Annotated in this window: 13 protein-coding genes; 7 read left to right on the forward strand and 6 right to left on the reverse strand. The window is 60.1% G+C overall.

Going from position 1 to position 12,308, the window contains the following annotated elements; genetic code table 11:
* The first annotated feature begins 117 nt into the window (after window positions 1-117).
* From LG374_RS05555 to agp, 3 genes are all read left to right on the forward strand, one after another.
* Window positions 118-1,065: a DNA polymerase III subunit delta' gene (locus tag LG374_RS05555; protein WP_225756755.1), complete on the forward strand. Its 948-nt coding sequence runs from the start codon at window positions 118-120 to the stop codon at window positions 1,063-1,065.
* Window positions 1,062-1,436: a PilZ domain-containing protein gene (locus LG374_RS05560; protein ID WP_225756756.1), complete on the forward strand. Its 375-nt coding sequence runs from the start codon at window positions 1,062-1,064 to the stop codon at window positions 1,434-1,436. Before LG374_RS05555 ends, LG374_RS05560 begins: the two co-directional genes overlap by 4 nt.
* Window positions 1,437-1,634: 198 nt before the next feature.
* A complete protein-coding gene (gene agp / locus LG374_RS05565) occupies window positions 1,635-2,927 on the forward strand; it encodes a bifunctional glucose-1-phosphatase/inositol phosphatase (RefSeq protein ID WP_225756757.1) in 1,293 nt (430 codons plus the stop codon).
* Window positions 2,928-3,024: 97 nt separating this feature from the next.
* Here agp and LG374_RS05570 read toward each other — a convergent pair whose 3' ends face one another.
* Genes LG374_RS05570 through LG374_RS05585 form a run of 4 tightly spaced genes read right to left on the reverse strand, consistent with a single transcriptional unit; the run spans window position 3,025 to window position 7,343 of the window.
* Window positions 3,025-3,969: a sugar kinase gene (locus LG374_RS05570; protein ID WP_225756758.1), complete on the reverse strand. Its 945-nt coding sequence runs from the start codon at window positions 3,967-3,969 to the stop codon at window positions 3,025-3,027.
* A gap of 3 nt (window positions 3,970-3,972) precedes the next feature.
* On the reverse strand, window positions 3,973-4,932 hold the full coding sequence (locus LG374_RS05575) for an ABC transporter permease (RefSeq protein ID WP_225756759.1): 960 nt from the start codon (window positions 4,930-4,932) through the stop codon (window positions 3,973-3,975).
* Entirely contained in the window at window positions 4,913-6,442 is a 1,530-nt protein-coding gene (locus tag LG374_RS05580; protein ID WP_225756760.1) for a sugar ABC transporter ATP-binding protein, read from the reverse strand. The genes LG374_RS05575 and LG374_RS05580 overlap by 20 nt, the downstream gene beginning before the upstream one ends.
* A gap of 4 nt (window positions 6,443-6,446) precedes the next feature.
* A complete protein-coding gene (locus tag LG374_RS05585; protein WP_225756761.1) occupies window positions 6,447-7,343 on the reverse strand; it encodes a substrate-binding domain-containing protein in 897 nt (298 codons plus the stop codon).
* 587 nt (window positions 7,344-7,930) lie between these two features.
* Here LG374_RS05585 and LG374_RS05590 point away from each other — a divergent pair.
* Genes LG374_RS05590 through LG374_RS05600 form a run of 3 tightly spaced genes read left to right on the forward strand, consistent with a single transcriptional unit; the run spans window position 7,931 to window position 9,583 of the window.
* A complete protein-coding gene (locus LG374_RS05590) occupies window positions 7,931-8,521 on the forward strand; it encodes a MarC family protein (protein ID WP_225756762.1) in 591 nt (196 codons plus the stop codon).
* A 40-nt stretch (window positions 8,522-8,561) separates the two neighbouring features.
* Entirely contained in the window at window positions 8,562-9,287 is a 726-nt protein-coding gene (locus tag LG374_RS05595) for an AzlC family ABC transporter permease (protein WP_225756763.1), read from the forward strand.
* Window positions 9,284-9,583, forward strand: coding sequence for an AzlD family protein (locus LG374_RS05600; RefSeq protein ID WP_225756764.1), 300 nt, complete (start codon window positions 9,284-9,286; stop codon window positions 9,581-9,583). The genes LG374_RS05595 and LG374_RS05600 overlap by 4 nt, the downstream gene beginning before the upstream one ends.
* Window positions 9,584-9,659: 76 nt before the next feature.
* Here LG374_RS05600 and citC read toward each other — a convergent pair whose 3' ends face one another.
* Window positions 9,660-10,649 (reverse strand): [citrate (pro-3S)-lyase] ligase, encoded by a 990-nt coding sequence (gene citC / locus LG374_RS05605; RefSeq protein WP_225756765.1) that lies wholly within the window; start codon window positions 10,647-10,649, stop codon window positions 9,660-9,662.
* Complete coding sequence (locus tag LG374_RS05610) at window positions 10,649-11,005, reverse strand: HIRAN domain-containing protein (protein ID WP_225756766.1); 357 nt, start codon at window positions 11,003-11,005, stop codon at window positions 10,649-10,651. The genes citC and LG374_RS05610 overlap by 1 nt, the downstream gene beginning before the upstream one ends.
* A gap of 138 nt (window positions 11,006-11,143) precedes the next feature.
* On the opposite strand from LG374_RS05610, the gene trpS reads away from it, so the two are divergent.
* Window positions 11,144-12,154 (forward strand): tryptophan--tRNA ligase, encoded by a 1,011-nt coding sequence (gene trpS / locus LG374_RS05615; protein WP_225756767.1) that lies wholly within the window; start codon window positions 11,144-11,146, stop codon window positions 12,152-12,154.
* The last annotated feature ends 154 nt before the right edge of the window (window positions 12,155-12,308 follow it).

Raw genomic sequence — 12,308 nt, forward strand, 5'->3', positions numbered from 1 at the left:
AGCGAGATAACCGCGCATAGCGCAATAAACCCCTCCCCGTGGGGAAGGGATGGGATAGAGGCATTCGTCCGCAGGACGACTCCTCAACGAACACTCAACTCAAAAACCAATCAACACATGCCCCTGCCTTGGACTGACCTGCACTATCGCGGCCTGGACCGCCTGGCCGACAACCTGCCCTCCACCCTGCTCCTGCTTGACCCGCAGCGCGGTAACGCTGACGACATGGCAGACGCCATCATCCGGCGCGCCCTCTGCCTTGATCCTGCCGCCCGCCCCTGTGGCCACTGCAAAAGTTGTCACCTGCTCGCGCAAGGCACCCATCCTGACACGGCGAGCTACTACGAGCCTTGCAAAATTGAAGACATCCGCACCATCGGCGACACCGTACAAACCACCCCCGCCATCGGTCGCCAGCGCCTCATCTACCTTGGCGCCATTGACAACTACAACCCTTACGCGCTGAACGCCCTGCTCAAAACCCTGGAAGAACCGCCGACGCACAGCCGCTTCATCCTCAGCGCCACCAACCGCCGCGCCGTGAAAGCGACCATCCTCAGCCGCAGCCACATCGTCACCCTGCCCAAACCCAGCCACCAACAGGCACGCGACTGGCTGATTACCGCTCATCACTTCACCCCTGAGCAAGCCGACGCCGCCCTCAACCTGCATCACGACAACCCGCACCGCGCTGCCGCCCACCCCGACGCGCCCGACCCCATGGCCGACATCGGCGAACTCATCGCTTACCTTGCCAACCCGCAGACGGCGACCGCCTACCTGCACCGTCTTGACCGTCTGAAAGACAACCAGAGCAACGACTACCTGCAAAACCAGCTGCACGCCCTCATCGCCTACCGCCAACTGGACACCCATGGGCAAACTTGGCACAATCGCCTGCGCGAACACGACGCAGCCCTGCAAGGACTCGACCTGAACCGCCTGCACACCCTCAACGCATGCCTCAGCGAACTGCGCCGTCCGGACCGGCAACAAATCGGGCAAACCCTGAACATCAAAGCCCTACTGCTGGAAACCTACGACAAAAGGAATAACACACTATGAGTGAACCCGCTCCGGCCGCCCAAGGCCAATCCAAACTCAAACAGGGCGTCATCAAAATCAACATTGACGACCTCAAAGACCTCTACCAGTACTACATGCCCTATGTGGACGGCTGCGGTATTTTCGTTCCCACCGAAGAAATCTACAGCCTCGAGCAGGAAGTCTTCGTCTTCCTCAAACTGCCGGACGATCTCGGCAAATTCGCCGCTTCCGGCCGCATCGTCTGGCTCAACCCGCCGAAGAAAGCCTCACGCCGGATGCCCGGTGTCGGCGTTCAGCTCAGAGGCAAAGAAGCACCACGTATCCGCGAAATCATCGAAGCGGGACTCGGCAAATCACTCGCCAGCGGACTGCCGACGGCCACCATGTAAAAACCAAACACCACCAACCAATACCCATCCCAGGAATTAAGCTGATAAGGCGGCGCGCCGCAGACAGAAAGTGTCAAAAGCGCGCTAACACACGCAGACTCTTTTCCGGGACTGGTATAAAACCAAAGGGCGGTAAAGGATGACCCCACATCCCTTACCGCCCTTTATCGTTGCCAATCCCAAAAACCGGAGCTCACCATGCAAAAGCCCCTTCTCATCACTGCCCTCGCTGCCGCGACCATCGCCACGAACGCCCAGGCGGATACCACGGCTGTGCCAGACGGCTACAAACTCGAAAAAGCCGTCATCCTCAGCCGTCACGGCATCCGCGCCCCGCTCATCGGCTACGGCAGCGCGCTGGCAGACGCCACCCCGCACACCTGGCCGACCTGGAAAGCTGAAGGTGGCCACCTCACCACGCGCGGCGGCGAACTCGAAACCCGCATCGCCCACTACGTCCGTACCTGGCTCGACAACACCGGCCTGACCAGCAAAGACAGCTGCCCGACCAAAAACGACCTGCTTATCTACGCCAACAGCCTGCCGCGCACCATCGACACCGGCAAGAGCTTCGTCAAGGGCGCCTTCCCCGGCTGCGACCTGCCCGTCCACAACCTTGAAGAAGTGGGCAAAATGGACAACACCTTCAACCCCATCGTGCGCAGCCCCGTTGACGACGCTTTCACTGCCAAGGCTGAAAAATCCATCGACGAGATGCTCGGTGCAGGCGGTTTCGCAGAGATCAACCAACGCCTTGCGAAAAACTACCAAATCCTCGAAAACGTGCTGGATTACGACCATTCCGCCACCTGCGAAAAAGAAAAACAGTGCGACCTCGACAAAATCAAAAACAGCCTGAGCTTCGCGCAAGACAAAGAACCCGGCACCAAAGGTCCGCTGCGTAACGGTACCGGTGCCGCTGACAGCTTCATCCTGCAATACTACGAAGGCTACCCGGAAGCGGACGTCGCCTGGGGCAAAATCAAGACCGCCGAAGAATGGCAGGCCATCGTGGATCTCAAAAACATCTACACCGATGTCCTTTTCACCTCGCCGGTGATTGCCAAAGAAGCCGCTTCACCGCTGCTTGCCTTCATCCAGAACAGCTTTGCCGACCACGGCTACGACCACCCGCTCATCAAGGACGCGCAAAAAGCGCGCACCGTGCTGCTGGTTGGCCACGACTCCAACGTCGCCTCGCTGCTGGCACTGCTCAACACCGCGCCCTATCAACTGCCCGATCAGTACGAAAAAACGCCGATCAGCGGCAAAGTGCTGTTTGAACAGTGGCGTGATAAAGACGGTAAGGCGCTGATGAAGATCGAGTACCTCTACCAAAGCACGCAACAACTGCGCGATGACAGCGTACTGGACGAAAAAAATCCGCCACAACGCGTCACCCTGAAACTGGCCGACTGCCCGACCGACACCAACGGCTACTGCCCGATGGACGACTTCAACCGCATCGCCAGCGCCGCCCTCAAACCCTGAGGCAGCATGTGCAAAAATCCCCGCTCAGGCGGGGATTTTTTTATGCCCTAACGCCGTCGTCATCGACACACATCAGGCAGAGCCATGCTTCTTGCCGTTAGCGTTTCCCTTCCGCCAGCAGGGCATCCAGTTCGGCTTTGGTTGAGGTGCCTTCCATCGGGCCGACGCGGGTCACGGCGCGGGCGCCGGCGGCGTTGGCGTAGCGCAGGGCGGTGGTGATGTCTGCGCCGTTTTTGCGGAGCGCGATGTAGGCACCGCCGAAGCTGTCGCCGGCACCAGTCGGGTCGGTCTCTGTCACGTTATGTGCGGCGATGTCCACGCGCCCTGCCTGGCTGTAATGGCTCGCGCCCGCCGCACCGCGTTTGAGGATGATTTCCGCGATGCCGCGCGCCAACAGTTCGGCTATCGCTTCTTCTTCGTTTTGTGCGCGGGTGAAAAGGTAGAGCTCGTCGCCGGAGGGCAGGAAGATGTCGGTGTGCACCAGGGTTTGTTGCAGGGCGTCATGCAGGCCGGGGGCGTCGAGCAGTTCGCGGCGCAGGTTGGGATCAAACGATATGCTGCCGCCGCGCGCTTTGATGGTGTGCAGGGCGTCGAGGGCGAGATCGCGCATGCCGGGGGCGGCCAGGGCGCTGCCCATGAGGTGCAGGTGGCTGCATCCGTTGATGAGGTCGGCGGCGGCCTGGTTTTTTTCGAGGCGGCCACAGGCACTGTGCGCGATGTTGAAGACGAAGCGGCGGCTGCCGTCTTCGCGGTAGCGGACGAAGGCGCTGCCGGTGCTCTCGCCGGGCGCGATGGCGATGCCGTTGGTATCAACGCCGTCGGCGACGAGGCGGCGCAGGTTGAGGGTGCCGAAATCGTCGTCGCCGACGCGCGAGATGATGGCGCAGGCGGCGCCAAGTTTGCCGACCTGGTCGATGAAGATGGCAGGCGCACCGGAGGGGTAGGGGCCGGTGAGCGGCTGGGCTTCGAGGAAACCGTCGCCTTTGGTTGTCGCGACGATTTCGACGAGGATTTCGCCGATGGTGAGGATTTTTGTGGTCATGGGTTAGTCCTTGCGTTGTTTGGCGCGCACGTCCAGCCAGACGGCGACGAGGATGACCGCGCCTTTGACGATGAGCTGGTAGAAGTAGGGCACGGAGAGCATGTTCATGCCGTTGTTGAGGACGCCGATGATGAGCGCGCCGATGAGGGTGCCGGGCATGGTGCCGACGCCGCCGGAGAGGCTGGTGCCACCGAGAACGGCAGCGGCGATAGCATCAAGTTCGTAGCTGAGGCCAGCGTTGGTCTGCGCGGAGTAGAGGCGCGAGGAGAGGAGGATGCCGGCGATAGCGGACATGATGCCGGATAGGGTGAAGATGATGATTTTGATGCGGTTGACGCGGATGCCGGAGTAGAGCGCGGCTTCGCAGTTGCCGCCAGTGAGGTAGGTCTGCCGCCCGAAGACGGTCATGGAGAGGGCGATGTGGTTGGCGAGAAAGAGGATGAGCAGTATCCAGATGATGAGCGGCAGGCCGAGGAAGCTGCTGGCACCGATGGCCTGCCAGTTGCTGTCGCTGATCATCGCCGGGGCACCGCCGGTGGGCAGGCTGACGAGGCCGCGATAGATGCTCATGGTGGCTACTGTCACGATGAAGGAGGGCAGGAGAAGGCGGGCAGTGAGAATGCCGTTTATGGCGCCAAGCAGGGCACCGGCGGCGATGGTGAGGAGCAGGGCGAGCGGGAAGCCGGTGCCGAGGGCAAGGGCTTGGGCGCCGACCATGCCGGCGACGGCGATGATGGAACCGACGGAAAGGTCGATTTCGCCGAGGAGGATGACCCAGGTCATGCCGAAGGCAGCGATGGCGACGACGGCGACTTGCTGGAAGATGTTCATGAAGTTCGCCAGCGTCAGGAAGCGGCTGTTGCTGAGGGCGAAGACGGTGCAGAGGACGATGAGTGCGATGATGATGCCGCCATATTGGCGCATCAGGCGGTGCAGGGTGGGGTTAAGGGCTGGGGCTGACATGGAGTTGTCCTGTGGCGGCGGCCATGATGGTTTGCGGGTTGAAGTCGGCCTGGGCGAGGGTGGCGCTTTGTGTGCCTTCGTGCATGACGATGATGCGGTCGGCAAGGCCGGTGAGTTCGGGCAGTTCGGAGGAGATGAGAAGGATGGCGGTGCCTTCGGCGGCGAGCTGGCGGATGATGCGGTAGATTTCGTATTTCGCGCCAACGTCCACACCGCGCGTCGGTTCGTCGAGGATGAGGACGTGCGGGTAGGTGCCGAGCCATTTGGCGAGGACGATTTTTTGCTGGTTGCCGCCGGAAAGGGTTGCCGCTGCCGCTTCGAGCGAAGCGGTACGGATGGCAAGCCGGGCAACTTCGCCTTGTGCCGCCTGTTTTTCGGCGGCAAAGCGCAAGAAGCCGAGGCGGGCGGCAAAGCGTTTCAGCGCCGCCATGCTGATGTTGCTGCGGACGGGGTGGCTGAGGACAAGCCCCTGTTCTTTGCGGTTTTCGGTAACGAAGCCGATGCCGTAGTGGATGGCTTCTACCGGATTTTTGATCTGCACGGTTTCGTCATCGAGGCGGATGGTGCCGCTCGCGGGCAGCATGCCGAAGATGGCGTTCATCACTTCGGAACGGCCTGCGCCGACGAGCCCGAAGAAGCCGAGGATTTCGCCGGGATGCACAGCGAAGTTGATGTCGCGGAAGGCGTGGGCATGGCTGAAATGCTGCACTTCCAGCGCGGGCGGGACGCCGTCTGTGGCAGGTGTCTGCGGCAGACGCGGCGGGTACATTTGTTCCATCCGCCGTCCGACCATGAGGCGGATGAGTTCGTCCACCGTGGTTTTTTCGCGCGGCAGGGTGGCGATGTATTCGCCGTCGCGCATCACGGTGATGGCGTCGGAGAGGCGCATGATTTCTTCCATGCGGTGTGAGATGTAGATAACGGCTTTTCCCGCCGCTTTGAGGCGGGCGATGATGGCGAAGAGGATTTCCGCTTCGGCATCGGAAAGTGAGGAGGTCGGTTCGTCGAGGATGATGACGCGGGCGTCGTGACTGAGACCTTTGGCGATTTCCACCAGCTGCCGCTGCGCGATGGAGAGATCGGCAACGCGCGCTTCCACGTCTATCGGCAGGTTGAGGTCTTGCACCAGTTCACGGGCGCGGCGGTACAGCGCTTTGCGGTTGATGATGCCGTAACGCGCCGGTTCGCGGGTGGCGAGGATGTTTTCCGCCACGGTCAGGTTGTTGCACAGGCTGAGTTCCTGAAAGACCACGGCGATACCGCGCGCTGCCGCTTGCCGTGGGTTGGCGGGGCGGTATGGCGTGCCGTCCAGCAGCATCGTGCCGCTGTCGGCCTGATGCACACCGGCTAAGATTTTGATGAGGGTGGATTTGCCCGCACCATTTTCGCCGAGCAGGGTGTGCACCTGCCCGGCGTGGATGGTGAGGTTGATGCCCCTGAGCGCGGCAACGCCGGTGAAGCTTTTGCTGATGTCGCTCAGGGTCAAAAGGGCCGGCGCTGCCGCTGTCATGGCATTACTGCGCTTTGCCGGTGTACACACCCGGTTCGATCGGCTGCTGCGCCGGAACGGTTTCGCCCTTCATGACGGCGACAGCCGTTTCTACCGCTTTCTTGCCCATCTGGTCGGGATATTGGCGGATAACGCCGACCATGACCGGGTCGTTATCAACCGCATCACGCGCTTCTTGCATGCCGTCAAAACCGATGACTTTGACTTTGTCCTGTAATCCGGCGGATTTCACCGCAACCGCAGCAGCCAGCGCGGCGTCGTCACCAAAGCCGAAGATGCCGTCAATATCAGGGTTCGCCTGCAACATGTTCTGCGCGGCAGCCAGCGCTTCAGCGCGGGTGATGCCGGTCTGTTCGGCGACAATTTTCACCTCAGGATGGCCTTCCAGCGCTTTTTTGAAGCCGTCAATACGCGAGACCACCGATTGCACTGTCGGATAATTGATGATGGCGACTTCGCCCTTGTTGTTCAGCACCTGCGCCATCAATTCGCCCGCTTTCTCGCCGCCCTTGTAGTTGTCGGTGCCGACGTAGGAAAGCACTTCTACCCCTTCGGCGGGCACGTCAACGGTGATGACCTTGATGCCTGCCTTCTGCGCCTTCTGAATGGCGGGCAGTACACCCTTGCTGTCCACCGGCGAGACGACCAGCACGTCCACGCCCTTGACGATCATATCTTCAATATCGGCGAGCTGCTTGCTGAGATCCTGGTTGGCGATGGCGACTTCCAGCGGCACGTTCTGCGCCTTGGCTTCCGCCTTCATCGCATCGGCAAGCTCGATATAAAACGGGTGCTGCTGGGTGAGCAGGGACGCACCGATACCGTCCGCCCAGGCAGAGCTGGAAGCACAGGCGAGGAGGGTTGCCGCCGCCAGCGTGGTCATTTTGCGTAAAGATTTCATAATGTTGCCTTCTATTGTGAGAGTCAGGAAAACGCTGCCGCGCCGTGCGTGACAACGCTGGGGCTAATGTAGCAGCAAGATGGGGAAAGAGTAAGATATTTTGTGGATTTCTGTGGCAACTACATGATTGTGCACATAATTTTGTAGCTGTTTTGGTCGATGTTTTTTGAAAACTGGTTGAACTATTCCACTAACATTCTGTTATTCATGATTTTTCTTCCAATAGAGCGGCGTGTTCTTTTGTGGTTATTTGTGGTTACTCCAAGATTTTTTGTGGCCGCTTTTCCTGCACGCGTGCTGCGGTTTTGTACACAAGTTATGCACAATGCCAGCGCTGATGCGGGATGGCATTTTTGCAACCGGAAAAAACGTTTACAGAACAGACAGGTTAGCGCAGCTATATGTTTTTAATGATGTTTTTATTTTCTATCCACCACGACAGCGGCGGCTGCAAGTCATGGTCAGCATTGGCTTTTTCGCCGTTATCCGCAGGTTGTACACAGAGTTATCCACAATTTTGTCCACCTGTGGATTGTCGTCATCTTGCCCGCTAAGATGCCGCCCCTTTCTCCCTTTTTGAGGTCATTATGGAAACCATCTTTGCCACGGCGATTACCCTGTTTCTCATCATGGACCCGCTCGGAAACGTGCCGGTGTTCCTCGTTGTCCTCTCCCCGGTCAAGGAAGAACGGCGGCGGCGTATCATCCTGCGCGAACTCTTGATCGCGCTCGCGGTGATGCTGATTTTTCTCCTCGCGGGCCCGTCGATGCTACGCGCCATCGGTGTGTCCCGCGAAGCGGTGGCGATTGCCGGCGGGCTGGTGCTGATGATTATCGCCATCCGCATGATTTTCCCGCTGCGCGGCAGCTCGGTCATGGGCGATAACGACATGGACGGTGAACCGCTGATTGTGCCGCTGGCTGTACCCCTTCTCGCCGGGCCATCGCTGCTCGCCACCCTGATGCTGCGCGCGGGTCAGGGGGATTTGTGGCGTCACACCCTGCCGGCGCTACTGCTCGCCTGGGCGGCATCGGCGCTGATTCTGCTTTCTTCACCGTTTTTGTACCGTGTCTTCGGCAATCGCGGTCTGAAAGCGATGGAGCGGCTGATGGGGATGGTGCTCATCTGTATTTCCGTGCAGATGCTGCTGAACGCGTTTGCCCATATTCTCCACTGAACCATACAATACGCGGCTTTTCTGCTATCCGGAGGCCGCTTTGCACGCTTTATCCCCTACGACTCGCTCGGAATTTGTCCGTGGCATCCGCGAAAGCGGGCCGCTGCTCATCGGCCTCCTGCCGTTTGCCCTGATTCTCGGCATGCAGGGCGGGCAGAAGGGCATGAGCTGGCTGGAAATGCTCTTGATGACCGGCATGAATTTCGCCGGCGGTTCAGAGTTCGCCGCCGTCAACGCTTGGGTACATCCGCTGCCGATCGCCCTGATTGCCGGGATGACGCTGATGATCAATTCCCGCCACATCCTGATGGGGGCGGCGCTGGCACCCTATCTGCGCCATCTGCCGATGAAAAAAATCCTGCCGGCACTCTTTTTCATGTGCGACGAAAGCTGGGCGATGGGCATGGCGGAGGCGCGGAAGCGACGGGCGCTGGGGCTATCGGCAGCGTTCAACCTGCCTTATTACGCCGGGGTGTGCTTCATCCTCTACACGACCTGGATTTCGTTTGCCGCCTGCGGTGCGGCACTGGGGCCGAAACTGGGTGATGTCGCCGCCTGGGGCTTCGGCATGGCCTTTCCGGCAGTATTTCTGGTGCTGATTCGCGGCATGTGGCGCGGGGTCAGGCCTGCCCTGCCGTGGTTGGTGAGCCTGATTGTCGCCGCCGTGGTGTATCGCGTATTCGGCGGCGCGTGGTATGTGCCGGCGGGCGCAGTAGCAGGCCTCGCCACTGCCTGGCTGATGGGCGCGGAAGCGGAGGCGGCATGATTGCGCTCGATTCTTTCCTGCTCTTTCTCGCCATGCTGACGGCGACGTATTCCACCCGTCTCATCGGCTTTTTCGCCCTGCGCAAGCGCACGTTGAGCAAGCGGGCGACGGCGGTGATGGAAGCGGCGCCGGGCTGTGTGCTGATTGCGGTGATTGCGCCGTATTTCGTCTCCGACAAACCGCAGGAGGTCATCGCCATTCTCTTGACCGCACTCGCCGCCAGCCGCTTTGCCATGCTGCCAACGGTACTGGTGGGGGTGGTGTCTTCCGGGGTGCTGGGGTATTGGCTGCGCTGATCAGAGCCGTAAGTATGCCGCTTGGCGGTTGCCCGTCATAAAAAAACCGCCCAGGGCGGTTTTTTTATTACAAACGTTACGGCAGCTCGCCGCTTGTCAGATAGCGAAAGGTGGTCGGCGGTACCAGCGGGCGGATAGCCTCCATGTCGCCCGCTGCCAGCAGGCGGCGCACACGTGAGGCGCTGATGACGTCGCCGTCTGCCTGCTGCCGTTCGATGATAACGAGCGCCGGCTGCCCGGCAAATTCGCGTTGCAGCGCGGCGTTATAGATAGCGGTCGCGGGACTGAGCGGCTCGCTGCCGACGTAGCGTTTCGTGATGCCAAGCGCGGGGGCGATGTGCTCTTTGAAGATGCGGGCATCCAGCCTCGCCTGAATTTCGGTGATGTTCGCGTCTTCGCGCAGGAAGTAGGCGGGAAAGGTCGCCGCCGAGATGATGTAGTCGCCGGTCGGGTGGACGTGGACGTTAGCAAGATCCGCCGTACCCGCCTTGACCAGTGCGAGGCGTACCGCGCCGGGAAATTGCGACAGGTCTTCACTCAACACGAAAAGGTGTACCACGTCGTTTTCCCGTGCCGCCTTTTCCACGAGGTAGCGGTGACCGTTGGTGAAGGGGTTGGCGTTCATGACGATGGCGGCGATGCGGCTGCCCGCCACGTACTGCCCGCGCAGCGCTTGCAGGTAATGCGGCAGGCCGCGCACGGCGTTTTCGAGGAAGTAGAGGGTGTCGTCCACATGGGCGATGTCGCAGAAGCCGAGATGACGGAAGGCATCACGGGCATCGGCTTTGGTATAGACGTAGCAGGCGCGGTGCCCACACGCGAAAACGTCGCGTATCAGGCCGCTCATCAGTTCGTTGAAGAGGCTGCCGCCCTGGTGCGCGCGATCAATAGCGATACATTTCAGGATGTTGCGATAGCGGGCACCGGTGGCAATCAAGGTGCCGTCGTCGCTGTATATGCCGTACACGGCATCAAGATTGGTCTCGCCCCGGATGCCTTCGCGTTGCAAGAGTTCAAGCCAGGCAACGCGGTCGGCGGCGATACGGGCGGGGAAAAGCTGCTGCATCAGCGCCAGCGCCGCTTGCGTTGCGGGTAGATGTTGAATTTGACCCAGCGGCGCTCTTCGCTTTCCGGATCGATAGTGACGATTTTGCCGCAGAGGCGGTCGCAGTCGCCGAGCAGGTTGTTCAGTTCGCGCGCGTATTCGCCGGGAACGTAGCCGATTTTGTTGTTGTGCCAGAAGATCATGATGGCGTGATCATCGTGTTCGTTATCCGGTTCGTGGCGCAAATCGAGCAGATCGCCCCGGTGCATCAGCGTCGCCAGATCTTCGGCGCGGTAGTAGGCCAGACCCGCCACCGGCACTTGTGCAACCACCGGCTGCGGCGCGCGGCGAAACCATTTTTTCAATTTTTTCCACATGGCGGTTCCTAAAAATGAACATTTGTTTATCGTGAAAATCATAGCGAAAAACGTGCCAAATGGCGATAAAGGCGGCGTTATTTTGCCGTCCGGCGATATAATCCCGCCCCGTTTTTCAGATCATTTAAGGAATCTCGCATGAGCCACACCCGCGTTCTCACCGGCATCACCACCACCGGCATCCCGCATCTCGGCAACTACGTCGGCGCCGTCCGTCCCGCCATCGCTGCAAGTCAGGCAAGCGGCGAAGAATCCTTCCTCTTCCTCGCCGATTACCACGGCATCATCAAATGCCACGACCCGGAGCAAATCCACCGTTCCACCCTCGCCGTCGCTGCTACCTGGCTCGCCTGCGGTCTTGATCCGGAACGTATCACCTTCTACCGCCAGTCTGACATCCCGGAAATCCCCGAACTCACCTGGATCTTCAACTGCGTCTGCGCCAAGGGTCTGATGAACCGCGCCCATGCCTACAAAGCGGCGGTGGACGCCAACGTCGCCGAGGGCAACAACGACCCTGACCACGGCGTCTCCATGGGGCTGTTTTCCTATCCGGTGCTGATGGCCGCCGATATCCTGATGTTCAACGCCACCCATATCCCGGTCGGGCGCGACCAGATTCAGCACGTCGAAATGGCGCGCGACATCGCCGGGCGCTTCAACCACCGCTACCGCGAGCTGTTTGTCCTGCCGGAAGCGGTGGTGGACGAAGACGTTGCCCTCCTCACCGGTCTCGACGGACGCAAGATGAGCAAAAGCTACGGCAACACCATCGCCCTTTTTGAAGAAGAAAAGGCACTGCGCAAGCAAATCATGAAAATCGTCACCAACTCGCAGGAGCCGGGCGAGCCGAAAAACCCCGACGAATCCACCATCTTTGAAATCTACCGCGCTTTTGCCGGTGAAGCCGAACAGGCAGAAATGCGCGCACGCTACGCCGCCGGTATCGGCTGGGGCGAAGCGAAACAGGCCTTGTTTGAGCGCATCAACGCCGAACTCAGCGAGCCGCGCGAACGCTTCCGCGAACTCACCGCGAATCCGGCACGCATCGAAGACATCTTGCAGGCCGGCGCGGCGAAAGCCCGCAAACACGCGCGTCCGTTCCTGGACGAAATCCGCGATGCTGTCGGTATCCGCAGGCTGGGGTAAAGCGGTTTGGGGTGGGTAATACCGCCCCGTGCCGGTGGAAAATGGCAAACGTACAACAAAACCGCATGGTTGTCGCTTTTTTGATACGGTCTCTGTGTCGCTTTAGTAATGAATCTGCTACGATAGCGAAAAATCCCTAATAAATAGCGCTAAC

The sequence above is a fragment of the Cardiobacterium sp. Marseille-Q4385 genome, assembly GCF_916618745.1.
Taxonomy (GTDB): Bacteria; Pseudomonadota; Gammaproteobacteria; order Cardiobacteriales; family Cardiobacteriaceae; genus Cardiobacterium.